The following is a 22,110-nucleotide window of genomic DNA, read 5'->3' as shown; positions in this document are numbered from 1 at the left end:
TCCGGGCCGCCCGGGGGCCGCGACGGAGGCGGGGCATGGGTGAGGCGACCCCCCTGGGCGACCGCCTCGCCACGCTCGCCGCCTCGGCGCGGCAGTCGGCCGTGCCGACGGCCGCGGACCGTATCCGGGCACGCGGCGACCAGCGGCGGCGGCGCAAGCGGGCGGCCCTGGTGTCGGGCGGCGTGGCGCTGACCGCCGTTCTGGCCGTGGGAGCCCTGTCCCTGGTCCGGCTCGGGCCGGAGCCGGACCAGGTCGCCGCGAAGCCGACAGCACCGAGCACCCCGGGGCCGGCGCCCCCGGCGCCGGCCCCGGGCGAGGAGTACGCCAGCGAGATCGGCTACGTGTACGACGCGGTGCTGCTGGAGGGGGACACGGTCCGGGTCACCGTGGAACAGCCGCACACCGGCGTGGTGCGTGAGGTGAAGGCGCCGGCGGCGACCCCGGTGGAAGTGAGGCACGTGGTCGGCGGGGCGCCGGGGGACATGCGGCTGGGCGAACTGGTGAGCCGGTTGCGTGGCGGGCCGCGCTGGGTGTTCGCCGTCGACTACGACGGGGAGGGGCGCGTGCAGTCGCTGAGAGAGGCGTTCTGGCTGGCCTCCGAGTGACGTGGTCGACGTCAGCCGCCCGGTGTCGTCCGGGCGCGGAGGCAGGGCCGGGGGCGGCGCCCCCTGCGGCCTCCTCGACCGGTCCGGGCCTGCGTCGTCGCGTGGAGGACGCGGCGACACCACCGTTCGGTGCGCTCAGGGAATTCCCCAGAACACATCCGAGCGGGATGCAACCCGGAGGGCGGTGTGAAGCGTAGAGACCATGAAACCCCAACACGCCTATATGCAGGAGCAGTTGATGACGCAGACCGCACGCCGTCGGACCACCGGGCACTGGCTCACCGCTGTCGCCCTCGCCGCCGTCGCCCTGACCGGATGCAGCCAGCAGCCCGCGGATCGCATGGCCCCCACCGCGGGCGCGAAGGCGACGTCGCCCTCCGCGTCCGCCGACAGGGCGGACGCCCGGCCCGAGGGCGGCGAGAGGTCCGCAGCCCCCGCCGAGACCACGAAGAAGGCGTCGCCCTCCCCGCAGCCGGGCGCCCGGTCCGGCGGCAGTGGGGCGGCGAAGGGCACGTGGGCCTCGGCCGACCGGGCCCCCTTCGCCGGAACCGGGCAGTTCGTGACCATCGGCAAGGCCTGGACCAGCGAGGGGCGGACCCGTCTGTCGGTGCGCCCCGCCCAGAAGAAGATCAACACCCGGTTCGACACCTGGGAGATCACCCCGGGCACCGGCCCGTTCACCACGGTGCCCGTGGCCGACGACGCCCAGGTCCTGCTGGCCGTCCCGGTGCGGGACGAGGTGGCAGGGGTCAGCCGCGCCGAGCTGCTGCCGCACTCCCCGGCCCGGTTCGTCACCCTGCTGAACCAGCTGGACCCCGCCCTCTTCGACGGCATCGGCTACGACCTGGTCTTCGACGGAGCGGGCCGGGTGACCAGCCTGAAGTCGCTGTACCGGCCCTGACGGGGTTCCCACCGCCGCCGTACGGGCCGAGCCCCTGGCGCCGAGAGGGACGCGGCCACAGCGCTGCGGACCCCGCCGGGCCGGCGGCCACCCGGCTGCGGGGCTGTCGCGCACGGGAGCAGGGAGGGCGACGGGGAGGCGGCCCGTCGTCGTGCTGCCGGGAGAGGACCCGCGGACGGACCGACGAAGCGGCGGGGCGCCTCGTGGAGCCCCACCGCCTACCGCTCTCTCGTGCTCACGCTCCCGGCACGACCGCTTCCGTCACGCCGTTCAGTTCGGACGCCGGATCGCTGCCGTAGGGGCGGGTGATCACTTCCATGGCGCGCCCGGAAGGGCCGAGGAAGTGCACGCCCCGGCCGCCGTCGTTGCGGTTGAACCGCCCCGGCTGCCGGGCCCCCCGGGTCCGCGTAGACGGTCACCCCGGCCTTCAGCAGCCGGTCGAGGATCAGGTCCAACTCCTGCTCCGGCACCTGGAACGCGTAGTGCAGGATGGGCCGGGCGTCGAGCTCGACGGTGGCGAAGTCCAGGGGGAGGGCCTAGATCGCCGTAGCGCCGACGTCGAGAGCGTGAAAGGCCGCCGCGTGACGGACCGCCCCTCGCGCGCCGGGCCCCGGCGCGCGGCCCCGACGCCGTGCCCGTCGAAACGGGCCCGGCGTCGCGTACGCGGGCCGCAGGCGGGCATGACGGCAAGGCGTCCGGCGTACGGGCCGGTCGGCCGTACGCCGGACGCCGTGCCGTCGGGTCCCTACTTCCGGGCGGAGGCCCCGGAGGCCTCCGGCTCGGCGGCCGCCCCGTCCGGGTGAGGGGCCTCCTCGAAGTTCACCCTGCCCATGTGGCGGTTCATCGACTTCATGAGCATCCACACGCCGACGGCGAGGGCCGCGAAGACGAGGAAGCCGAGGACGCCGGGGGTCACCTTGTTCTTGTCGAGCTCGTCGGCGGCGAGCGGGACGAGGTGCGTCAGTGCCTGGGTCGCGTACATATCAGGCATTGTCGCGGATGCCCGCGAAGAGGTCGCTCTCGGGGAGGGAGGTATCGACCAGAGACTTCGCCAGCTCGTACTCCTCGGTCGGCCAGACCTCCCGCTGGACGTCCATCGGGACCCGGAACCAGCCGCCCTCGGGGTCGATCTGCGTGGCGTGCGCGATCAGCGCCTTGTCACGGATCTCGAAGAAGTCGGCGCAGGGGACGTGCGTGGTCAGCGTGCGCTCGACGCGTTCGAACTCCTTCCACCGCTCCAGCCACTCGCCGTACGGGGACTCCAGACCGCGGGCCAGGAGCGCCTCGTGCAGCGCGACGGTGCGCGGCCGGTTGAAGCCCTGGTTGTAGTAGAGCTTCTTCGCCTCCCACACCGGGCCGAACTCGTCCTCCGGGAACTTCTCCGCATCGGCCGCACCGTCGAACGCGATCATCGAGATCGTGTGCGTCATGATGTGGTCGGGGTGCGGGTAGCCGCCGTTCTCGTCGTACGTGGTGATGACCTGCGGCCGGAACGCACGGATCTTCGCCACCAGGCGCCCCGCCGCCAGCTCGGGGTCCTCCAGCGCGAAGCAGCCGTCGGGCAGCGGCGGCAGCGGGTCGCCCTCGGGCAGCCCGGAGTCGACGAAGCCGAGCCACTCCTGCTGGACGCCCAGGATCTCCCGGGCCTCGTCCATCTCCTTCTTGCGTACCTCGTGGATGTTCTTCTCGATGTACGCGTCACCCTGGAGCTTCGGGTTGAGGATGGACCCGCGCTCGCCCCCCGTGCAGGTCACGACCAGCACGTCCACCCCCTCGGACACGTACTTGGCCATGGTGGCCGCGCCCTTGCTCGACTCGTCGTCGGGGTGGGCGTGAACGGCCATCAGTCGCAGCTGCTCAGTCAAAGCTCGATCCTCAGTCATCGGTCGCTCATGGGTCGCTCTGGTCGTCGGGAAAGAGGCGCCGGCCCGCACGACGTCGGCGTGGGGCGCGGTCGGGTGACGGGCAGGCGACTTCTATAGTGACTGACCGGGGGGCTGGAAAATTCCTCGATGCCCGACCCGGAGGGAACGATCATGACGGCGGTTGGCGGGACCACGCCCGAAGGCCGGTACGGCCGGACCGCGGATCAGCGGGCGGACCGCAGGCTGAAGGCCGTCGGCGCGGTGCTGGGCGTCGCCCTGATCGCCGTGATCGGCTGGATCGGCTTCGACTACGTGGGCGGCCAGGGCATCAGCGCCGAGATGATCAAGTTCAAGGTCGTCTCCGACGCGAGGGCAGAGGTGCACCTCGAAGTCCGCAAGGACCGCGAGGCCCGCGGCTACTGCGTGGTGCGGGCGCTCAGCGAGGACGGCTCGGAGGTGGGCCGCAAGGAGGTCCGCTTCGACCGGGCCGAGGACCGGATCGACGAGATCGTGGCCGTGGTGACGCGCTCCCGGGCCACCGCGGTGGAGCCGATGGGGTGCACCGCCGACGGCGGCACGGCGAACTGATTCCTGCCGCGCGCTCCTGACCTGCGACGATGCCCGTCGCAGCGGGTTCCTCGGGCGTGTGGTGTTTTACCTTCTCCCCCTTTTCCTGGGGAATTGTTAGGCTCGTGGTTTCGCCCACCCGAGGAAGCACATGCTTCTGGGTAGGGCGATCCTTTGTATTCCCAGCACCGACGAGGAGCACCTGTGACTCAGACCAGCGAAAACGTCACCTGGCTCACGCAGGAGGCGTACAACCAGCTCAAGGCCGAGCTGGAGTACCTGTCTGGTCCCGCGCGCACGGAGATCGCCGTCAAGATCGCGGCGGCCCGTGAGGAGGGTGACCTCCGGGAGAACGGCGGGTACCACGCGGCCAAGGAGGAGCAGGGCAAGATGGAGCTGCGGGTGCGCCAGCTGACCCAGCTCCTGGAGCACGCGAAGGTCGGCGAGGCGCCGGCCGACGACGGCGTGGTCGAGCCCGGCATGGTCGTCACGATCGCCTTCGACGGCGACGAGGACGACACCATGACCTTCCTGCTCGCCTCCCGCGAGTACGCCAGCACGGAGATCGAGACGTACTCCCCGCAGTCGCCGCTCGGCATCGGTCTGAACGGCAAGCGGACGGGCGAGGACGCGGAGTACGAGCTGCCGAACGGCAAGACCGCCACGGTCAGGATTCTGGCCGCCAAGCCGTACACCGGCTGACCCGGCCCGCCCNAGCCCCGGCCCCCTCGGGGCCGGGGCTCCGGTCGTGGGCGGGTGACCGGTCTCAGGCGGCCGCCGAGCGGTACTTGCGGACCGCGAGGGTCCGGAAGACCACCAGGATGATCACCGACCACAGCACAGAGGCCAGGATCGGGTGCCGCATCGGCCAGGCGTCCGGGGTGACGAACCCGGGCGGCAGGTTGCCGAAGAGTTCGCGGCAGGCCTGCACGGTGGCGCTGAACGGGTTCCACTCGGCGATGTGGCGCAGGAACGTCGGCATCTGGTTGGCGTCCACGAAGGCGTTCGAGATGAACGTCAGGGGGAACAGCCAGATGAGCCCGCCGGAGGTGGCCGCCTCCGGGGTGCGCACGGTGAGGCCGATCAGCGCGCCGATCCAGGAGAACGCGTATCCGAGCAGGAGCAGCAGCAGGAAGCCGAGCAGCACCTTGCCGATGTTCTCGTGGACGCGCCAGCCGACGATCAGGGCGACGCCGGCGAGCACGATGAGGGTGAGGGTGGTCTGCACGAGGTCGGCGAGCGTACGCCCGGTGAGGACGGCTCCCCGGGCCATCGGCAGGGACCGGAAGCGGTCGATCAGCCCCTTGTGCATGTCGTCGGCGATGCCCGCCCCGGCCCCGGCGGTCGCGAAGGTGACCGTCTGGGCGAAGATGCCCGCCATCAGGAACTCGCGGTAGTCCTGCGGCGAGATGGAACCCCCGACCCGGATCGAGCCGCCGAAGACGTACGTGAACAGCACCACGAACATGATCGGCTGGACCAGCCCGAAGATCACCATCTCGGGAATCCTGGACATCCTGATCAGGTTCCGCCGGGCGATGACGAGTGAGTCCTTGACGGACTGCGTGATGCCTCCGGAGGGGCGGGGCGCCAGGGTGCGGGCGTCCTCTGTGGTCGCGCTCACGGGGTGTCCTCCTTGCTCCGGGGGCCTCGCGCACGTTCCTTCCGGGCGTCGCCCGGGCCGCCCTCCGCGTCGTCGGGGGTCTCGGCGGCGTGGCCGGTGAGGGAGAGGAAGACGTCGTCCAGGGTGGGGCGGCGCAGGGCGATGTCGTCGATCTCCACACCGCGGCCGTCCAGCTCGCGGATGATCTCGGCCAGCAGCTTGGCTCCGCCGCTCACCGGAACGGTCAGCTTCCGTGAGAGCTGCGCGACGGCGACCTCGCCCTTGCCGAGCGTGGTCAGCACGGACCGGGCCGGGTCGATCTCGTCCGGGCGGTGCACGACGACCTCGACGCGCTCGCCGCCGGTGCGGGCCTTGAGCTGGTCGGAGGTGCCGCGGGCGATGACCTTGCCGTGGTCGATGACGCAGATGTCGTGGGCGAGGTGATCGGCCTCCTCCAGATACTGCGTGGTCAGCAGCAGGGTGGTGCCGCCCGCCACCAGGTCCTCGATGACGTCCCAGAGCTGCTGCCGGTTGCGCGGGTCGAGGCCGGTCGTCGGCTCGTCCATGAACATCACGGGCGGCGAGACGACGAGGGCGGCCGCGAGGTCGAGCCGCCGGCGCATCCCGCCGGAGTACGTCTTGGCGGGGCGGTCGGCGGCGTCGGCGAGGTTGAACCGCTCCAGCAGGACGCCCGCGCGCGCTTTCGCGTCCCGTGCGCTCATCTGGTAGAGCTGCCCGACCATCCGGAGGTTCTCCCGGCCGGTCAGGTACTCGTCGACCGCGGCGAACTGTCCGGAGAGGCCGATCGAGCGGCGTACGTCGTTGGGCTTCTTCAGCACGTCGACGCCGGCCACGACGGCCCGGCCGCTGTCGGGGCGCAGCAGCGTGGTCAGCACCCGTACGGCGGTGGTCTTGCCCGCGCCGTTGGGGCCGAGCAGCCCCAGGACCGTGCCCTCGGGCACGTCGAGGTCGACGCCGTCCAGGGCTCGTACGTCGCCGAAGGTCTTCACGAGACCTTCGGCGTGGATCGCACCTGGCATAGCAGGACTCCCCCGTAGCTCGCGGATGGTGTCGCCGGTGGCGGCTTCCTGTGCAGATCCTAGGTTTGCCGGGCCCCGTCCGCCCGGCGAACGATGCATTTCCGCCAGTCGGCGCCCGGCGGCCCGGCCGCCGCGGAGCCGTCAGCCCATCACCCGGTACCCCGCCGCGCGCAGTGCCTCCTCGACGTCCGCGCAGTGCTGCGGGCCCTTCGTCTCCAGGTGCAGGTCGACCTCCACCTCGGTCAGCCCCAGGCGCGGGTCGGTACGCACATGGCTGATGTCGAGGACGTTCGCGTCGGCGACGCTCAGGGCGGCCAGCAGGGCGGCGAGCGCCCCCGGGCGGTCGGTGAGCCGCAGCCGCAGGCTCAGGTAGCGGCCCGCCGCGGACATCCCGTGCCGCAGGATGCGCTGCATCAGCAGGGGGTCCACGTTGCCGCCGGAGAGCAGGGCCACCACGGGCCCGCGGAAGGCCTCCGGGTCGCTCAGCAGCGCGGCGACCGGGCTGGCCCCGGCCGGTTCCACGACCAGCTTGGCCCGCTCCAGGCAGAGCAGCAGGGCGCTGGACAACTCGTCCTCCGTGACCGTGCGGACCTCGTCGACCAGCTCCTCGACGAGCGCGAACGGCACGTCGCCGGGGCGGCCCACCTTGATCCCGTCGGCCATCGTGGCCGGGGAGTCGAGGGAGACGGGGTGGCCGGCGGCCAGGGACGGCGGGTAGGCGGCGGAGCCCTCTGCCTGGACGCCGACGATCCGGACGTCGGGGCGCAGCGCCTTCACCGCGACGGCCAGGCCCGCGGCGAGGCCGCCGCCGCCGATGCCGACGACGATGGTCCTCACCTCCGGGCACTGCTCCAGGATCTCCAGCCCGACGGTGCCCTGGCCCGCGATGATGTCGGGGTGGTCGAAGGGGTGGATGAAGACCGCGCCGGTCTCCTCCGCGTGCCGCTGGGCGGCGGCGAGCGTCTCGTCGACGACCTGGCCGTGCAGCCGGACCTCTGCCCCGTACTCCCGCGTCGCGGCGACCTTGGGCAGCGGTGCGCCGACGGGCATGAAGACGGTGGACCGCACGCCGAGCAGGGACGAGGCGAGGGCCACGCCCTGCGCGTGGTTCCCGGCGCTGGCGGCGACCACCCCGGCCGCCCGCTCGACCGGGGTGAGACCGGAGATCCGGACGTACGCGCCGCGCAGTTTGAAGGAGCCGGTGCGCTGGAGGTTCTCGCACTTGAGGTGGACCGGTGCCCCGACCAGTTCGGTCAGGTGCCGGCTGCCCTCCAGGGCGGTCACTCTGGCCACCCCGGACAGCATCTTCTGCGCGCCCCGGACGTCGTCGAGGATCAGGGGCGGATGCGGGGCGGTCGCACGGAAGGTCATGCCCGCAAGTCTTGCAGCTCCGGCCGCACCCGGCAGACGGGTCTCCGGGCGGGCTGCGGGGGTGCCCGCAGGTTTGTACGGTGCCGGCACGCGCCGCCCCGGGGCCGCGTACTCTGTCCCCCACCCATCCGACACCGTATGAAGAGAGCCCCCGGCCATGCCCCCTCAGGACATGACGACTGCTGCGTCTCCTTCCGGGGGCCCCGTCCCCGAACTCCCGGCCGCCGACCGCCTGCTGGACACGCTCCAGCACCAGGTGGCGGTGTTCGCCCGCCGAGCCGAGCAGACCCGTCTCGGCGGGGTCGGCCAGGTCCGCAACTCGATGGACCGGGCGGCGTACCTGCTGCTGAACCGGCTGGACCGGGAGGGCCCGATGGGCGTCAAGGCGCTGGCGGCCGGCATGGGCATCGACTCCTCGACCGTGACACGGCAGGTCGCGCCGCTCGTCGACACCGGTCTGGTCAAGCGCACCTCCCACCCCGAGGACGGCCGGGCCGTGGTGCTCCAGCTCTCACCGCGCGGACAGGCCCGGCTGGACGAGGTCCGCGCCTCCCGGCGGGAGCTGATGTCCCAGGTCACCGAGGACTGGTCGCAGGAGGAGCGGGACACCTTCTGCACGCTGCTCACCCGGTTCAACGCCTCGCTCGCCGCCCGGCAGGCCGCGCACCAGCCTCCGCAGTCGGACTGACGCCCGGGGCGCTGTCCCGGGCCGGTCGTGTCCGGCCTCTTGACCCCGGTGGTGCGCCGGGGCTCGGATGTGGTCCATGGATGAGCGGTCGACCCACCGGGATGGGCTCCGCGCCCGGGAGTTCGAGGCCTTCGTGGCGGGCGCGGGCGGACGGCTGCTGCACACCGCGACCCTGCTCACCGCCGAACCGCCCGGGCCGCCGGGCGCCAACGTGCGGGCCGAACGGCTGCTGGACGCGGCGCTGGCCCGCACCTACGCCGGCTGGGACCGGCTGCACGGCGGCGACCCCTACGACCTGGCGCGCCGCGAACTGGTCCTCGGGTTCGCCCGGCGGGCCCGGCGGCACCGGCGCCCGCGCGGCGGTGTGCTGGAGCGGCTCACCCCGTGGGAGCGGCTCGTGCTGGTCCTGCGTGTGCACGAGGAGGTCGGCGAGGAGCAGACGGCGGCACTGCTGGCTCTGCCCGCCGACCGGGTCCGCGCGGTCTGCGCCCGGTCGCTCACCGCACTGCGCTCACCCGGCCCGGGGCCGGCGACCCGGGTGGCGCCGTGAGCGCCGACCGGGACCCGCGGGCGGAACGCGTCCGCCGGATGCTGGACGGCCGGCGCCCCGTCCCGCCGCCGGACCTGGCGGCGCGGGCCGTGCGGCGGGGCGGGCGCACCCTGCGGCTGCGCCGGGCGGTGCGCCGGACGGCGGGGGCGCTGCTGGGCGCGGCGCTCGCCGTGTTCCTCGTCTGGGCCGGGATCGAGCAGCCGTGGGACGTGGAGCCCGCCCGGGTGACGCCGCCGCTGGAAGGCTGGTGAGGCTCCGGGCCCGCGCCCCGTCCGGGGTGCGGGCCCGCACCGTCGCGGGGGTCAGCCGAGGGCCTGGGTGAGATCGGCGACCAGGTCGTCGCCGTTCTCGATGCCGACGGAGAGGCGGACCAGGTCGGCGGGGACCTCCAGCGGGGAGCCCGCGGCGGAGGCGTGGGTCATCCGGCCGGGGTGCTCCAGGAGGGACTCGACGCCGCCGAGGGACTCGCCGAGCGTGAAGAGCTTCGCCCGGTTGCAGACCTCGACCGCCGCTTCCTCGCCGTCCGCGACCCGGAAGGACACCATCCCGCCGAACGCCGTCATCTGCTTGGCGGCGACCTCGTGCCCGGGGTGCTCCGGCAGGCCCGGGTAGAGGACCTGGGAGACCTTGGGGTGCCGGGTCAGCAGGTCGGCGACCTTGGTGGCGTTCTCGGTGTGCCGGTCCATGCGGACGGCCAGCGTCTTGATGCCGCGCAGCACGAGCCAGGCGTCGAAGGGGCCGGCGACCGCGCCCATGGCGTTCTGGTGGAAGGCCAGTTCCTCGCCGAGCTCGGGGTCGCCCACGACGAGCGCGCCGCCGACGACGTCGGAGTGGCCGCCCATGTACTTGGTGGTCGAGTGCACGACGACGTCGGCGCCCAGGGCGAGGGGCTGCTGGAGGTAGGGGGAGGCGAAGGTGTTGTCGACGACGAGGCGCGCACCGGCCTCCCGGGCGACCTGGGCGACGGCGGCGATGTCGGTGATGCCGAGCAGCGGGTTGGACGGGGTCTCCACCCAGACCACCTTGGTGCGCGGGGTGAGCGCGGCCCGTACCGCCGCCACGTCCGAGGTGTCGGCGACCGAGAACTCCACGCCCCAGCGCGTGGCGACCTTCGCGAACAGCCGGAACGTGCCGCCGTAGGCGTCGTTCGGGATGACCACGTGGTCGCCGGGGGTCAGCAGCGTACGCAGGAGGCAGTCCTCTGCGGCGAGGCCGGAGGCGAAGGCGAGACCGCGGCGGCCGCCTTCCAGGGCCGCCAGGTTCTCCTCCAGGGCGGTGCGCGTCGGGTTGGCGCTGCGGCTGTACTCGTAGCCGCCGCGCAGCCCGCCCACGCCGTCCTGCTTGTACGTGGACACCTGGTAGATGGGCGGGACCACCGCGCCGGTGAGGGGGTCGGCGGTGTTTCCCGCGTGGATCGCGAGGGTCTCGAAGCTGTGCTGGTCGCTCATGGGACCCGAGGGTAGTTCGTCACGAGGGCGCTCACCGGCCACTGGCCGCTCCGGTGACAATGGACCCATGGAGATTCTGTGGTTCCTGCTCGCGATGTGCCTGCTCGCCGCGGTGATCGGTCCCTGGGTCATGCGCCGCCGCGGCGGCATCCGCCAGGTGGCCCCCGGTTCGCCGGACGCCGCCGACCCGGACACCTACGGCTTCGTCCGCCAGGAGGAGCTCGACGTCCGGATGCCGGGGCCGGACCAGGACCTTCTGGACGTGCTGGACGTCGTGCAGGCGACCCAGGAGTGGCGGGCGGCGGCGCAGCTGCTGGCCGGCACGCCGAAGGAGGGCGAGGCGCGCTGGCAGCGGGTCCAGGCGTTCGCGGGCGCGGCCTCCCTGGAGCTGGCGCAGCGGCCCGGGGTCGGCGGGGCGTGGCTGCGGAAGTGGCGCGCGGAGGCCCCGAAGGACGCGGGCGGAGCGGCGGTGCACGCGGAGTTCCTGGTGCAGCAGGCGTGGCGGTCCTCGTCGGCCGGCAGCGACGACTTCCGGATCATTCTGGAGGAGGCCCGCACGGTGTGCGGCGAGGCGGCCCTCCTCGCGCCCGGCGACCCGGTGCCCTACATCGTGGAGCTGGCGGTGGCACGGGGGCTCGGCTACACCCCCGAGCAGTTCGACCAGGTGTGGGCGAAGATCATCGACCGGGCTCCGGCGCACATGGGCGCGCACATCGCGGCGCTGCACTTCCACTGCGAGAAGTGGCACGGCTCCCGGGCGGAGGCCGACCGTTTCGCCACGGCGGCCGCGGCCCGCGCCCCGCGGGGTTCGCTGCTCGCGGCACTCCCGCTGTTCGCGGTGTACGAGCACCTGCCGGAGGTCAACCTGGTGCAGGGCTTCTACCGGGGCCAGGTGGTGACCCGGGCGGTCGAGGGCGCGATGTTCGCGGTGCACGCGGCCCGCCCGGACGACCCGATGCTCGCCCATGTACGGCACCTGCTGGTGCTGTTCCTGGTCCACATGGAGCGCTGGTCGGAGGCGATGCACCAACTCGTCCTCGTGGACGGCCACGTGGGCGCGCTGCCGTGGACCCAGGACCCGGACCCGGCCGCCCAGTACACGGTCTACCGGGCCCTGGCGGTCGCGGGCTACGAGGCGAACGGCGGCAGCCCGGCGACGCTGCCGCACTGAGGGTGGGCCCACCGGGCCTGAGCCGGCTCAGGAGGGGCGCGCGCCGCGGCCCGTGCGGAAGGCGGAGGGGTCCGTCGAGACGAGCCGCTTCAGCAGGGCGGGAGGCTCGTCACTCCGACCGCACGCCCGTGTGCAGGCGTCCGGGGGCTCCCGGGCGCCTGCGCACGCGGGGGCGCGACGCCCCCGCGTCGGCACGGTGTCAGGCTCGGACTGCGGCGGGGGCCCGGCCGACCGTCGTGGTCACCAGCGCGCTCACGGCGAGCGCTCCGCCCACCCACATCACCGCCGTGATGCCGATGCCGTCCGCCGCGAGTCCGCCGATCAGCGCGCCCAGCGCGATGGCTCCGTTGAACACCCCGACGAACAGCGAGGAGGCCGCCTCGCGGGCGTCCGGGGAGGCGAGCAGAATCCAGGTCTGCGTGCTGACCGAGACGCCGCCGTAGCTGACGCCCCAGACCGCCATCAGTACGCCTGCGAGGGCGAGGGACCCGCCCAGCCAGGGCAGGGCGATCATGGTGGCCGCCAGCACCGAGCTGATCACCAGCAGCGTCTTGCGCGGCGAGCGGGCCGCCCCGGCTCCGGCCAGGAAGTTCCCGGCCACCCCGGCCACCCCGTACACCAGGAGCAGGGTGCCGATCATCGCGGCGCCGACGCCGGAGACGTCCTCCAGCACCGGCCTGACGTAGGTGTACGCGGCGAAGTGACCCGTGACCACGAAGCCGACGACGATGAGGCCCGTACGGACTTGGGCGTTGCCGAACAAGGACATCACGCCCCCCAGCGGAATCGTGCGCTCCGCAGGCAGTCGCGGCAGCAGGACCGCCGCCGCGACCAGGACCACCAGCCCGAGACCTGCGGCCGCGAAGAACGCGGCGCGCCAGCCGGCTGCCGCGCCGATGTACGTTCCGGCCGGGACACCGAGGACGGAGGCGACGGCGATGCCGCTGAAGACGAGCGAGGTGGCGGGGCCTACCGACTTCGCCGGCACCAGTCGCACCGCGAGACCGGCCGCGATGGCCCAGACGCCACCCATGCCGATGCCGACCAGGATGCGGGCCACGACCATGACCCCGAAGTTCGGCGCCCAGGCCGCGCCCAGGTTGCCGACCACCAGCACAGCGACCAGCGCGCAGAGCGCCATCCGTCGGTCGACCTCGCCCAGCATCGAGACGAGCACCGGGGACGACACCGCCGCGACCAGACCGGTGATCGTCAGCGTGAGCCCCGCCACCCCTTCGGAGACCCTGAGCGACTCGCCCATCGGGGTCAGCAGTCCGACGGGCAGCATTTCGGACGTGACCACCGTGAACGTGCCCAGCGCCAGAGCCACCACGCCCAGCCAGCCGCTGAGCGGCGATCTCTGCCCGGGGGGCGGTGTGCCTGTGGATTCCTCAACCTGCGTCATGCCTCCAGCCAACAGATAGCGGGCCGGGGGAACAACAGCGAACTTCTCATCCTTCTATGAGCTGGGCTCATCGATAGATTGGCCGTCCGCGAGCGACCGACGCCGCGGTGGGGGAGGAAGAGCTGTGAGCAGTCCGGACACCCGCGAGCTGGAGGCCTTTCTCGCGTTGGCCGAGGAACGCCACTTCGGACGAGCGGGGGAACGCCTGTACGTCTCGCAGAGCCGCATCAGCCAGCTGCTGCGGTCCCTGGAAAGCAAGATCGGGGCCCGGCTCGTCGAGCGCACCAGCCGACGGGTCCGGCTGACCCCGCTCGGCGAGCAGCTCCTCGCGGGGCTGCGCCCTGCCTTCGACGCGATCGTGGAGACGATCGACGAGGTCCGGGACGTGGCGCGGGGCGTCGGCGGGCTGCTCCGCATCGGTTTCCAGGGCGCGGCCAACGACCAGGTCATGAACGCCATCGCGCTGTTCCAGAACCGGTACCCGGAGTGCGCGACGGAGATCGTGGAGATACCTTTCTCCGATCCCTTCGGCCCGGTGCACCGGCGGGAGGTGGACACGGCGGTGGTGCTGATGCCGGTCCGGGAGAGCGACCTGGTGCTGGGGCAGGTCTTCTCCAAGCAGCCGCAGTCCCTCGCCGTGGCCGCCCGGCACCCCTTCGCGAAGCGCGACGTACTCGACGCCGAGGACCTGGCCGCCTGCTCGCTCATCGGCGTCCACGGCGCGGCCCCGGCGTACTGGCGCCACGCACAGGCCCCGGTCGTCACCCCCCAGGGACGCCCCATCCCGGCCGGCCCCGCCGTGAGCACCCTCCAGGAGGGCCTCGCCCTGGTCCAGGCGGACCGCGGTGCGATGGTCCTGTGCCACCCCACCGCGGACTACTACGGCCGCAGAGCCGTCGTCTTCGTCCCCCTGACCGGTCTCCAGGACTCCTTTCTCGCTCTCGTGTGGCACCGCCACCACGAAACCGCCCGGACCCGCGCCTTCTCCCAGGCCCTGGCGGCCGTCGCCGACGCCGCCGAGTGAACGGCCGGGGCGGGAGCCCGCTCCGGCCCCACCCGGAATCCCGGTGGCCGCTCCGTTGTTGTACGTGCCGAAGACCGACACCCCGGAGGAGCCCCCGCATGTTCCTGAACCGCCGCACCCCCGAGCTCCCCGCCCCGGAGCAGGCCCTGCGCGGCCGCCCCGACCCCGCATTCACCGTGCCCTCCCGCCACACGGTCCTGGGCAACCCGCTGGCCGGACCGTATCCGGAGGGCCTGGAAGTGGCGGACTTCGCCCTGGGCTGCTTCTGGGGCGCGGAGCGGAAGTTCTGGCAGACCGAGGGCGTCTGGACGACACTGGTCGGCTATCAGGGCGGCTACACGCCCAACCCCACGTACGACGAGGCCTGCTCGGGCATGACCGGCCACACGGAGGCCGTTCGCGTCGTCTTCGACCCGGCCGTCGTCTCCTACGAGGACCTGCTGAAGCTCTTCTGGGAGTCGCACAACCCGACGCAGGGCTTCCGCCAGGGCAACGACGTGGGCACTCAGTACCGCTCCGCCGTCTACACCCACTCCCCGGCGCAGGCCGCGGCCGCCGAGGCCTCCCGCGAGGCCTACCAGAAGGTGCTGACGGCCTCGGGCCACTCCACGATCACCACGGAGATCCTTCCCGTCGAGGGACGCCCGTTCTGGCCCGCGGAGGCGTACCACCAGCAGTATCTGGACAAGAACCCGGGCGGCTACTGCGGGATCGGCGGCACGGGCGTGTCCTGCCCCATCGGGGTGGCTCCGGCCGGAAGCTGACGTCGGCGGCCCCTCACCCGAGCATCGCCGGAATCAGCCGGCGCAGCAGTCGTTCGAACAGGGCGTCCCGCTCGGCCGGGTCCGCCGACGGGGGCTCGCCCGCCGTCGCGAGGGCGGCCACCAGATGGGGGTGGCCGCCCTCGGCGGCGATCCGGGGGAGGTGGGCGGCCTGGGCCGACGCCGGGTTCGCCGTCGCTCGCTACGACCAGCGGGACGCGGGCGAGTCCACCCGGTTGCCGAGGACCACAGCGGGCGGCAACCCGTTCACCGCCCTGGCCGCCCGCCGTGGCGCGGCCTACACCGTCGAGGACACGGCCGACGACGCCGTCGCCGTCCTCGACGCGCTCGGCTGGCAGTCGGCGCGCCTCTTCGGGCACTCGCTGGGCGGCGTCGTCGCCCAGCGAGTGGCGCTGCGCCACCCGGACCGGGTGCGCACCCTGACCTCCTCCGCCGCGTTGTCCAGCGATGTCGCGGGGCTGGGCGCGTTGCGCCGTCTGCGCCTCGGCACGCTCGAGGTTCGCCCGGATCAAGCCCGCCCGGGACCGGGAGGCGCGGATCGCGGCGGGGATCGCGGTGGCGCGGCTGTGCGCGTCCCCGGGCTACCCGTTCGACGAGGCGGGGCCCTGGAGCGGGTCACCGCCGACGTGGACACCGGCATCGCCGACCCGGACGCCCAGCCCCGCCAGATCGGCGCGGGCTGGCACGGTCCGCCCCTGGCCGACCTGCGCGTCCCCGCCCTCGTCCTGCACGGCACGGACGACCCGCTGCTCAAGCCCTCCGCCGGCCGGGCGACCGCGGCGGCGGTCAGCGGCGCCCGCCTGGCCCTCCAGCCGGGCGTCGGCCACGACATCGGCGCGCGAGCGGCACACCGCGGTCGCCGCCGAGGTACGGGCACTCGCGGACCGCGCCCGAGCCGGACGGCGGGGACCGGCCGCCCCGTGACGGGCCGAGGGGCCGGCCGGTCAGCGACGGCCGAGGGGCCGGCCACGCCCTGACGGTCGGCCCGCGACAGCCGCCGGACCCCCTGCGCGGCGTTCCCTGCCCCACCCCGTACGAACAGGCCGGGCCCGGCCTGCGGGGCACCCGCAGCGGGGCCACGGGCCAGGCGCCCCAGGTCAAGCGGCCAGTCGCACGCTTCCCAGGGGGCCCGCCGAGACCTCTGCGCGACGGCCGGCGGCGGCGCCGAGCGAGCGGGACCGCGCCCCGGCGAGTCGGACCAGCCGCTCCCCCGCCAGAGCGAGAACGTCGGCGAGGCTCAGGCCGAGCGCGCGGGCGGCGGCCGCCAGCACTTCGGAGGAGGCTTCCTTTCGGCCGCGCTCCACCTCGGAGAGGTAGGCCATGGAGATCCGGGCTGCCTCCGCGACGTCCTTCAAGGTCCTTCCCTGCGCCCGGCGTTCGCGGCGCAGCACATCCCCGACGAGGTCGCGCCAGAGCGGCTCCGGGGGTGGTGGTGGCGCCGCCCGGAGCGGGCGCAGTACAAGCACGTCGGTCTGGGTCCCCGCTCGGATGGTCACGCACCCCAGCCTAGGAGCGCCGCTCCGCCTCCGCACGGGCCATCCGTTGCGCTCCGGGCTGATCTGCTGTCGGCGAAGTTCCGTGACAAGCGCTGCCCGGCACAACGAGCAGCGCGGACGGGGGCCGGAGGGGGAAGAGGGGAAAGAGGGCGAGCCTCGGCCGACGGGCCGGAGGGGCGTGCCCCTCCGGCCCCCTTCCCTCCCCGTCAGATCAGGCCCTGCGCCAGCATCGCGTCCGCCACCAGCTCGAAGCCCGCGATGTTCGCGCCCACCACGTAGTTGCCGGGGCTGCCGTAGCGCTCGGCGGTCGTGTAGCAGGAGTCGTGGATGTGACGCATGATCTCGGCCAGCCGCTCCTCGGTGTGCGCGAAGGTCCAGGAGTCCCGGGACGCGTTCTGCTGCATCTCCAGCGCGCTCGTCGCCACCCCGCCCGCGTTGGCCGCCTTGCCGGGGGCGAAGGCGACGCCGGCCTCCTGGAGCACCCGGACCGCCTCCGGGGTGGTGGGCATGTTGGCGCCCTCCGCGACGGCCTTCACTCCGTTGCGCACGAGCTCCAGCGCGTCGTCCGCGTGGAGTTCGTTCTGCGTGGCGCAGGGCAGGGCCACGTCCACGGGGACGGACCACACTCCGGTGCCGGGGACGAACCGGGCGTGCGCGCCGCGGCGTTCGGCGTACTCCGAGACCCGGCCGCGGTCCTCCTCCTTGATCTCCTTGAGGAGGGCGAGGTCGATGCCCTTCTCGTCGATCACGTAACCGCTGGAGTCCGAGCAGGTCACCACGGTCGCCCCGAGCTGCTGGGCCTTCTCGGTCGCGTAGATGGCCACGTTTCCGGAGCCGGACACCGCGACCCGCTGGCCGTCCAGCGACTCGCCCCGGCTGCGCAGCATCTCGGCGGTGAACAGGACGCAGCCGTATCCGGTCGCCTCCGTACGGGCCTGGGCGCCGCCCCAGCCGAGGCCCTTGCCGGTGAGGACTCCGGACTCGTACCGGTTGGTGATCCGCTTGTACTGGCCGAAGAGGTAGCCGATCTCCCGGCCGCCCACGCCGATGTCCCCGGCGGGGACGTCGGTGTACTCCCCCAGGTGACGGTGGAGTTCGGTCATGAATGACTGGCAGAACCGCATGATCTCGGCGTCGGACCGGCCCTTGGGGTCGAAGTCCGCGCCGCCCTTGCCGCCGCCGATGGGCATGCCGGTGAGGGCGTTCTTGAAGATCTGCTCGAAACCGAGGAACTTCACGATGCCGAGGTTGACCGAGGGGTGGAAGCGCAGCCCGCCCTTGTAGGGGCCGAGCGAGCTGGAGAACTCCACCCGGAAGCCTCGGTTGACGTGGATGTCGCCGGAGTCGTCCGCCCACGGCACCCGGAAGATCAGCTGCCGCTCGGGCTCGCAGATCCGCTCGATGATGCGGGCGTCGACGAACTCGGGGCGCTGCGTCAGCACCGGGCCGAGCGTCTCCAGGACCTCGCGGACCGCCTGGTGGAACTCCTGCTCGCCCTGGTTGCGTCGCAGGATCTCGGCGTAGAGCGGTTCGATGACCCGATGGGAGTCGTGCGTGCGGGCGGGGTCGGGGGTGACCGGCATCTGATCAGGACCTTCCGTGGTCGGCTCGTGCGCGTCGGCGTCCCCGTCCCGGGGAGCGCCACGGGCCCGCCTCCCCCGTCGGGGCCCGTGGACTCCCCCTCGGGCGAGACCGCGGCCGCCGCCGGACGGGCGATGCGCGGGACCTTGGTACGGACCGATTGTCCAGCGCGATCCGATGATCTTCGAGGACCATCCATATATTGACCATGATCAGTCGATTTGATCAGCGCCCGGAGGACCTGCGGGGGCGGTCGACGGGCCCCGGACCGCCGCCCCCACCGGCCGCGGAGCACTGCCCCCGCCGCACTCTCCTCACCGTGACGTGGCGAAGGTCACAGCCCTCGCCCCTGCGTGTCGCACCAGCAGCGCGTCCCTGCCGCCCCGCCCGGGCGCCGCAGCGGCCTCCCCGTTCGGGTGCCGCAGCGGCCCGGGCCCGGGCCCGGAAGCCGGCGCGGGCGACGCCCGCGACGAGGCTCAGGACGGCGGCGGGCACCGCGCCGATCGCGCGCCGGGAAAGAGGCCGGCGGCGGGCGCGCCACGCGGGACGAGCGGGAGCGGGCGGGACGGGTGGGGGCGGGCGCTCCCTGACGGGGCCGCCCCGTGACCGGCGCTGCCTCAGCCGTCCTTCCGCTCGCGTGCGGACGTCCGCGCACCTGTACGTCCGCGCAACTGTAGGGGGCCCGGAGAACAACGTCCGGGAAACGGAGTTACCCGCCAGGAACAAGGACAGCTCACCTGACGTTCGGTCATGATGCTCCCCATGACGAAGCCGCGGGGGCGTCGCACCGGGCAGCCCCCTGATGCATCACGGGCGTCGCACGCGGCGCGACGTGCGGCGGGCGGGGCCGTGCGGCCCCGCCCGTACGGCCCCGCACCGCCTCCCTCTTCCGCGTACGCCCGTGCGCTGGCGCCTGCCGCGCGCCCGGGGCGCTGGGGGCGCCCGCCCCCCGGCGCCCCGGGGCTCCCCCGCGCGCCGGGGGATCTGCGGCGGTATCTGGCCGTGGGCCTCGACTGCTACCTCTGCCTGCTGGCCGTGGGACTGCTGACGCCGCCCGGACTGGGCTCCGCCGGGGCGGGGCGGGCGGTGGCGCTGCTGGCCGGTCAGGTGCTCGTGCTGTCCTTCGCCAACCAGGTGCTCCTGACGATGGCCTTCCGGGCGAGCGCCGGAAAGCTGATCATGGGCGTGCGGGTGGTCCGGCTCCCCGACGCGGGCCGGCCGGGATTCCGCCGCCTGGTGGTGCGATGGCTGTACGGGCTGCTCTGGCTGCCCCTCCAGCCCTGGCGCCTGCTCGGGCGGCCGGGGGCCGCTCGACCCCCGGAGCGGTCCGCGAGCTGTCCCGCGAAGCCGCACGAGGACCTCGCGGGGGTGCGCCAGGTCCGCCGCAGCGACATGCGGTGCCACCGCGCCGCCGCCGCGGCGGGCCGCACCGGCTGAGGTCCGGCCCCCCGCGTCCTCCGTAGCTCCGCGCCCCCGCCGACGCGCCTGGCGCACGCGGGCGCGGCACGTGACGCGCCGAAGGCGGCGGCCCCGGGGACTTCCGGGTCCGCCGCCTTCGGGCGGGGACGGGGTGGCGCGGAGACAAGGCGCGCCGGGGCGGGGTCAGGCGGCGGAGCCGGCCTTCCACTGCGCCCAGTCCATGTTCCAGCCGTTGAGGCCGTTGTCCGGGGTGATGGTCTTGTCCGGGGAGTTCTTGACGATCACCACGTCGCCGATCATCGAGTTGTCGTAGAACCAGGCGCCCGGCTGGTCGGCGTCGTTCGCGCCCTTCACGTCGGCGAGGCCCACGCAGCCGTGGCTGGTGTTGGCCTTGCCGAAGATGCCCTTGCCCCAGTAGTTGCCGTGGATGAAGGTGCCGGAGGTGGACAGGCGCATGGCGTGCGGCACGTCCTTGATGTCGTACTCGCCCTTGCCGTCGTCGTCGGTGAATCCGACGGTGGCGCCGTTCATCCGGGTCTCCTTGTGCTTCTCGGAGATCACCATCTGACCGTTGTACGTGGGGTTCTCCGGCGAGCCGGCGGAGATCGGGATGGTCTTGAGCGTCTTGCCGTCCCGGGTGACGGTCATCGTCTTCGTCTTCACGTCCACGGTCGAGACCTGGCTGCGGCCGACCTTGAACGACACGGTCTTCTGCTGGACGCCGTAGACGCCGTCCGCGCCCTCCACGCCGTCCAGTGCGAGCTTCAGCGTGACGGTGGAGCCGCCCTGCCAGTAGTTCTCGGGGCGCAGGTCCAGACGCTGGTTGTCGAACCAGTGGCCGACGACCTCCTGGCCGCTGCTGGACGTCACGGTGATGCCGTCCTGCACGGCCTTCCGGTCCGTGATCGGCTTGTTGAAGTTGATCGAGACGGGCATCCCGACGCCGACCGTGGAGCCGTCCTCCGGGGTGAAGTTCCCGATGAAGCTGTTGTCGGGCGAGACGGTGGTGAAGGAACCGTTCTCGTGGGCCTCGCGGCCCTTCGCGTCGGTCGCCGTGGCGTTGATCTTGTACGTGGTGGAACGCTCCAGCTGGCCCGCGGGCTTCCAGCTGGACCCGTCGGCCGCGAGCGTGCCCTCGACCGGGTCTCCCGCCGCCGTGGTCATCAGGACCTCGGTCAGCTTGCCCTTGTCCACGGAGACCTGAGCCGCGTTGTTGATGCTCGCGTTGGTCGAACCGTTCTTCGGCTGGATCGTTATCTGGGCCTCGGACGCGTCCTCGGCTGCCGCCTTGTCCACTTCCTGCGCCCGTGAGGACTCCGAACTCCCGGCGCCCGTCTTCTCGCCCTTGTCGCCGTCGTCGGTACAGGCCGAAAGCACCAGCACGCCGCCGAGCAGTGCGGACACGGCCGTGAGGCCCCTGCGCCGCTTGCTGTCCGTCATCACACGCTTCTCCATCGTCGCCGATTCCCCAAAAACCCCGGGCGAGACCGCCAGGCGGCCTTTTCCCCGCCAATGTTCCAAGAACACCCGGAACTGGTGCTCCGTTCCACATCCACGGAAGATGTGGGGAACACCACTCACTGACGCGGCCGCGGCGGCGGTGGTTCCCTCCGCCGGGCACCGTGCCCCGCCATCGCAGGCAGCGGCCCCGGGCCGCAGACGAGCGGGGCCGGGGCCGGTGTTCTCACACGTCAGACCCGCTGTGCGGGACCATCGCCCTCGCTGTCGTCCTTCCCATTGTGCGCGACCGCGTCGGCGTACCCCTCCTCGTCGCCCTCGTCCAGCGGCAGGAACAAGCCATCCTCCTCGTCGTCCGCGTCGCCGTCCCAGCCCTCCGCGTCGGGGTCGTACTCGATGCTCTCGCTGCTCCAGGAGGCCTGGGCCAGCTCCACCCCGGGCACCTCACTGACCAGGTCGAAGGGGTCGACCAGCGAGGCGAGCGCCTCCGCGGCGTCCGCCCGGACGGTGTCCTCTGCGAGCAGGCGCTCCTCCGCGGCGTCGCCCCCGGCGGTCTCGCCGACGGGCTCTCCGTACTCGGCGGCGATGCTCTCCAGGGCGGTGCCGGTCAGGACGGCGGGGTCGGTGATCTCCAGCACCATCTCCACGCGAAGTCGAACAAACCTGGATGTCTCTTCTGTGCTCATAGGCCGGAGCGTAAGGCCCGTCGGCGCCACGACTTTCCTCCGACCCGCTGCTTTGCTTAGCATCGGCCCACGGGGCTAACTCATGCTTGTCGCAAGGGGATCGAATCTGTGTCCGTCGCTTGTCGAACACCTCGTCGCACACTGCTGACCGCCACCGCCGCGGGCGCCCTGCTGGCCGCGCTCTGGTTCGTCCCGTCGGCCAACGCGACCGTCGAGGGCGCGGGGCAGGACGCGTCGGCCGTCGTGGCCGGCCGGGCCGCCCCGGAGGAAGCCGGGGCGGCGGACGACGCCTCCGGCGCCCGCCTCGCCGACACCGGGCCGGGCCCCGAGACCACCCCGTATCTCATCGGCGGCACGGCGCTGCTGGGCCTCGGCGCGGGCTTCGTCGCCTACTCCGCGCGTCGCTCCGCAGCCCACCTGGCGTTCTGACCCGGGCTTGCGGGAGGGCTG

The 22,110-nt window shown here is 73.1% G+C and carries 23 protein-coding genes and 2 pseudogenes; 13 read left to right on the top strand and 12 right to left on the bottom strand.

Going from position 1 to position 22,110, the window contains the following annotated elements:
- The first annotated feature begins 35 nt into the window (after positions 1-35).
- Together V9U70_RS20510 and V9U70_RS20505 are read left to right on the top strand one after the other, a co-directional pair.
- Entirely contained in the window at positions 36-605 is a 570-nt protein-coding gene (locus tag V9U70_RS20510; protein ID WP_336677259.1) for a hypothetical protein, read from the top strand.
- Between the two features lie 202 nt (positions 606-807).
- Positions 808-1,506 carry a hypothetical protein gene (locus tag V9U70_RS20505; RefSeq protein ID WP_336677258.1) on the top strand — a complete coding sequence of 233 codons (699 nt, stop codon included), beginning with the start codon at positions 808-810 and terminating at the stop codon, positions 1,504-1,506.
- Between the two features lie 235 nt (positions 1,507-1,741).
- On the opposite strand, the pseudogene V9U70_RS20500 reads toward V9U70_RS20505, so the two are convergent.
- The 3 genes and pseudogenes from V9U70_RS20500 to mca all read right to left on the bottom strand — a co-directional run.
- Positions 1,742-2,033: pseudogene (locus V9U70_RS20500) on the bottom strand (VOC family protein); the annotation flags it as partial.
- 218 nt (positions 2,034-2,251) lie between these two features.
- A complete protein-coding gene (locus V9U70_RS20495; RefSeq protein ID WP_336677257.1) occupies positions 2,252-2,488 on the bottom strand; it encodes a hypothetical protein in 237 nt (78 codons plus the stop codon).
- Between the two features lies 1 nt (position 2,489).
- Entirely contained in the window at positions 2,490-3,371 is an 882-nt protein-coding gene (gene mca / locus V9U70_RS20490; RefSeq protein ID WP_336677256.1) for a mycothiol conjugate amidase Mca, read from the bottom strand.
- A 147-nt stretch (positions 3,372-3,518) separates the two neighbouring features.
- Here mca and V9U70_RS20485 point away from each other — a divergent pair, with 147 nt between their 5' ends.
- Positions 3,519-3,959: a DUF4307 domain-containing protein gene (locus tag V9U70_RS20485; RefSeq protein WP_336677255.1), complete on the top strand. Its 441-nt coding sequence runs from the start codon at positions 3,519-3,521 to the stop codon at positions 3,957-3,959.
- 183 nt (positions 3,960-4,142) lie between these two features.
- Complete coding sequence (gene greA, locus V9U70_RS20480) at positions 4,143-4,640, top strand: transcription elongation factor GreA (protein ID WP_336677254.1); 498 nt, start codon at positions 4,143-4,145, stop codon at positions 4,638-4,640.
- Positions 4,641-4,704: 64 nt separating this feature from the next.
- Here greA and V9U70_RS20475 read toward each other — a convergent pair whose 3' ends face one another.
- The 3 genes from V9U70_RS20475 to ilvA all read right to left on the bottom strand — a co-directional run bounded on the left by V9U70_RS20475 (position 4,705) and on the right by ilvA (position 7,952).
- Entirely contained in the window at positions 4,705-5,562 is an 858-nt protein-coding gene (locus tag V9U70_RS20475; RefSeq protein ID WP_336677253.1) for an ABC transporter permease, read from the bottom strand.
- A complete protein-coding gene (locus tag V9U70_RS20470) occupies positions 5,559-6,581 on the bottom strand; it encodes an ATP-binding cassette domain-containing protein (protein ID WP_336677252.1) in 1,023 nt (340 codons plus the stop codon). Before V9U70_RS20470 ends, V9U70_RS20475 begins: the two co-directional genes overlap by 4 nt.
- Positions 6,582-6,722: 141 nt before the next feature.
- Positions 6,723-7,952: a threonine ammonia-lyase gene (gene ilvA, locus V9U70_RS20465; protein WP_336677251.1), complete on the bottom strand. Its 1,230-nt coding sequence runs from the start codon at positions 7,950-7,952 to the stop codon at positions 6,723-6,725.
- Between the two features lie 157 nt (positions 7,953-8,109).
- Here ilvA and V9U70_RS20460 point away from each other — a divergent pair, with 157 nt between their 5' ends.
- From V9U70_RS20460 to V9U70_RS20450, 3 genes are all read left to right on the top strand, one after another.
- Positions 8,110-8,640, top strand: coding sequence for a MarR family winged helix-turn-helix transcriptional regulator (locus tag V9U70_RS20460; protein WP_336677249.1), 531 nt, complete (start codon positions 8,110-8,112; stop codon positions 8,638-8,640).
- A 76-nt stretch (positions 8,641-8,716) separates the two neighbouring features.
- On the top strand, positions 8,717-9,190 hold the full coding sequence (locus V9U70_RS20455) for a SigE family RNA polymerase sigma factor (RefSeq protein ID WP_336677247.1): 474 nt from the start codon (positions 8,717-8,719) through the stop codon (positions 9,188-9,190).
- Entirely contained in the window at positions 9,187-9,441 is a 255-nt protein-coding gene (locus V9U70_RS20450; protein ID WP_336677246.1) for a hypothetical protein, read from the top strand. The genes V9U70_RS20455 and V9U70_RS20450 overlap by 4 nt, the downstream gene beginning before the upstream one ends.
- Positions 9,442-9,492: 51 nt before the next feature.
- Here the strand turns inward: V9U70_RS20450 and V9U70_RS20445 are convergent, their stop codons facing one another.
- Positions 9,493-10,638 (bottom strand): cystathionine gamma-synthase, encoded by a 1,146-nt coding sequence (locus tag V9U70_RS20445; protein ID WP_336677244.1) that lies wholly within the window; start codon positions 10,636-10,638, stop codon positions 9,493-9,495.
- Between the two features lie 67 nt (positions 10,639-10,705).
- On the opposite strand from V9U70_RS20445, the gene V9U70_RS20440 reads away from it, so the two are divergent.
- The gene (locus V9U70_RS20440; RefSeq protein WP_336677242.1) at positions 10,706-11,809 is read left to right on the top strand and encodes a hypothetical protein; all 1,104 of its coding nucleotides are present in this window, start codon (positions 10,706-10,708) and stop codon (positions 11,807-11,809) included.
- 199 nt (positions 11,810-12,008) lie between these two features.
- On the opposite strand, the gene V9U70_RS20435 is transcribed toward V9U70_RS20440, so the two are convergent.
- On the bottom strand, positions 12,009-13,214 hold the full coding sequence (locus V9U70_RS20435; protein ID WP_336677241.1) for an MFS transporter: 1,206 nt from the start codon (positions 13,212-13,214) through the stop codon (positions 12,009-12,011).
- 124 nt (positions 13,215-13,338) lie between these two features.
- Between V9U70_RS20435 and V9U70_RS20430 the strand changes: the two genes are divergently transcribed.
- The 3 genes and pseudogenes from V9U70_RS20430 (at position 13,339) to V9U70_RS20420 (ending at position 15,944) form a co-directional block, all read left to right on the top strand.
- On the top strand, positions 13,339-14,238 hold the full coding sequence (locus V9U70_RS20430; RefSeq protein WP_336677239.1) for a LysR family transcriptional regulator: 900 nt from the start codon (positions 13,339-13,341) through the stop codon (positions 14,236-14,238).
- 98 nt (positions 14,239-14,336) lie between these two features.
- Positions 14,337-15,002 carry a peptide-methionine (S)-S-oxide reductase MsrA gene (gene msrA, locus V9U70_RS20425; protein ID WP_336677237.1) on the top strand — a complete coding sequence of 222 codons (666 nt, stop codon included), beginning with the start codon at positions 14,337-14,339 and terminating at the stop codon, positions 15,000-15,002.
- A 32-nt stretch (positions 15,003-15,034) separates the two neighbouring features.
- Positions 15,035-15,944 (top strand): annotated as a pseudogene (locus V9U70_RS20420) (alpha/beta fold hydrolase).
- Between the two features lie 173 nt (positions 15,945-16,117).
- Here V9U70_RS20420 and V9U70_RS20415 read toward each other — a convergent pair.
- Entirely contained in the window at positions 16,118-16,516 is a 399-nt protein-coding gene (locus tag V9U70_RS20415) for a helix-turn-helix domain-containing protein (RefSeq protein ID WP_336677235.1), read from the bottom strand.
- Between the two features lie 206 nt (positions 16,517-16,722).
- Positions 16,723-18,099: an NADP-specific glutamate dehydrogenase gene (gene gdhA, locus V9U70_RS20410; protein WP_336677234.1), complete on the bottom strand. Its 1,377-nt coding sequence runs from the start codon at positions 18,097-18,099 to the stop codon at positions 16,723-16,725.
- Between the two features lie 982 nt (positions 18,100-19,081).
- On the opposite strand from gdhA, the gene V9U70_RS20405 reads away from it, so the two are divergent.
- Entirely contained in the window at positions 19,082-19,534 is a 453-nt protein-coding gene (locus V9U70_RS20405; protein ID WP_336677531.1) for an RDD family protein, read from the top strand.
- Positions 19,535-19,699: 165 nt separating this feature from the next.
- Here the strand turns inward: V9U70_RS20405 and V9U70_RS20400 are convergent, their stop codons facing one another.
- On the bottom strand, positions 19,700-20,971 hold the full coding sequence (locus V9U70_RS20400) for a L,D-transpeptidase (RefSeq protein WP_336677232.1): 1,272 nt from the start codon (positions 20,969-20,971) through the stop codon (positions 19,700-19,702).
- 236 nt (positions 20,972-21,207) lie between these two features.
- On the bottom strand, positions 21,208-21,660 hold the full coding sequence (locus tag V9U70_RS20395) for a hypothetical protein (protein ID WP_336677230.1): 453 nt from the start codon (positions 21,658-21,660) through the stop codon (positions 21,208-21,210).
- Between the two features lie 108 nt (positions 21,661-21,768).
- Between V9U70_RS20395 and V9U70_RS20390 the strand changes: the two genes are divergently transcribed.
- Positions 21,769-22,089, top strand: a complete 321-nt coding sequence (locus V9U70_RS20390; RefSeq protein ID WP_336677228.1) for a hypothetical protein — start codon at positions 21,769-21,771, stop codon at positions 22,087-22,089.
- The last annotated feature ends 21 nt before the right edge of the window (positions 22,090-22,110 follow it).

Origin of the sequence: Streptomyces pratensis (assembly GCF_037137275.1) — a bacterium.
Taxonomy (GTDB): domain Bacteria; phylum Actinomycetota; class Actinomycetes; order Streptomycetales; family Streptomycetaceae; genus Streptomyces; species Streptomyces pratensis_B.
Note: the sequence above shows the minus strand (reverse complement) of the source record. Positions and strands in the feature narration are given on the sequence as shown.

What these genes read in the sequence shown, in the direction of transcription:
- V9U70_RS20510 (WP_336677259.1), top strand. Translation starts at nt 36, where the DNA reads ATGGGTGAGGCGACCCCCCTGGGCGACCGCCTCGCCACGCTCGCCGCC.
- V9U70_RS20505 (WP_336677258.1), top strand. Translation starts at nt 808, where the DNA reads ATGAAACCCCAACACGCCTATATGCAGGAGCAGTTGATGACGCAGACC.
- V9U70_RS20495 (WP_336677257.1), bottom strand. Translation starts at nt 2,488, where the DNA reads ATGTACGCGACCCAGGCACTGACGCACCTCGTCCCGCTCGCCGCCGAC.
- V9U70_RS20485 (WP_336677255.1), top strand. Translation starts at nt 3,519, where the DNA reads ATGCCCGACCCGGAGGGAACGATCATGACGGCGGTTGGCGGGACCACG.
- V9U70_RS20470 (WP_336677252.1), bottom strand. Translation starts at nt 6,581, where the DNA reads ATGCCAGGTGCGATCCACGCCGAAGGTCTCGTGAAGACCTTCGGCGAC.
- ilvA (WP_336677251.1), bottom strand. Translation starts at nt 7,952, where the DNA reads ATGACCTTCCGTGCGACCGCCCCGCATCCGCCCCTGATCCTCGACGAC.
- V9U70_RS20460 (WP_336677249.1), top strand. Translation starts at nt 8,110, where the DNA reads ATGCCCCCTCAGGACATGACGACTGCTGCGTCTCCTTCCGGGGGCCCC.
- V9U70_RS20455 (WP_336677247.1), top strand. Translation starts at nt 8,717, where the DNA reads ATGGATGAGCGGTCGACCCACCGGGATGGGCTCCGCGCCCGGGAGTTC.
- V9U70_RS20445 (WP_336677244.1), bottom strand. Translation starts at nt 10,638, where the DNA reads ATGAGCGACCAGCACAGCTTCGAGACCCTCGCGATCCACGCGGGAAAC.
- V9U70_RS20440 (WP_336677242.1), top strand. Translation starts at nt 10,706, where the DNA reads ATGGAGATTCTGTGGTTCCTGCTCGCGATGTGCCTGCTCGCCGCGGTG.
- V9U70_RS20435 (WP_336677241.1), bottom strand. Translation starts at nt 13,214, where the DNA reads ATGACGCAGGTTGAGGAATCCACAGGCACACCGCCCCCCGGGCAGAGA.
- msrA (WP_336677237.1), top strand. Translation starts at nt 14,337, where the DNA reads ATGTTCCTGAACCGCCGCACCCCCGAGCTCCCCGCCCCGGAGCAGGCC.
- gdhA (WP_336677234.1), bottom strand. Translation starts at nt 18,099, where the DNA reads ATGCCGGTCACCCCCGACCCCGCCCGCACGCACGACTCCCATCGGGTC.
- V9U70_RS20400 (WP_336677232.1), bottom strand. Translation starts at nt 20,971, where the DNA reads ATGGAGAAGCGTGTGATGACGGACAGCAAGCGGCGCAGGGGCCTCACG.
- V9U70_RS20395 (WP_336677230.1), bottom strand. Translation starts at nt 21,660, where the DNA reads ATGAGCACAGAAGAGACATCCAGGTTTGTTCGACTTCGCGTGGAGATG.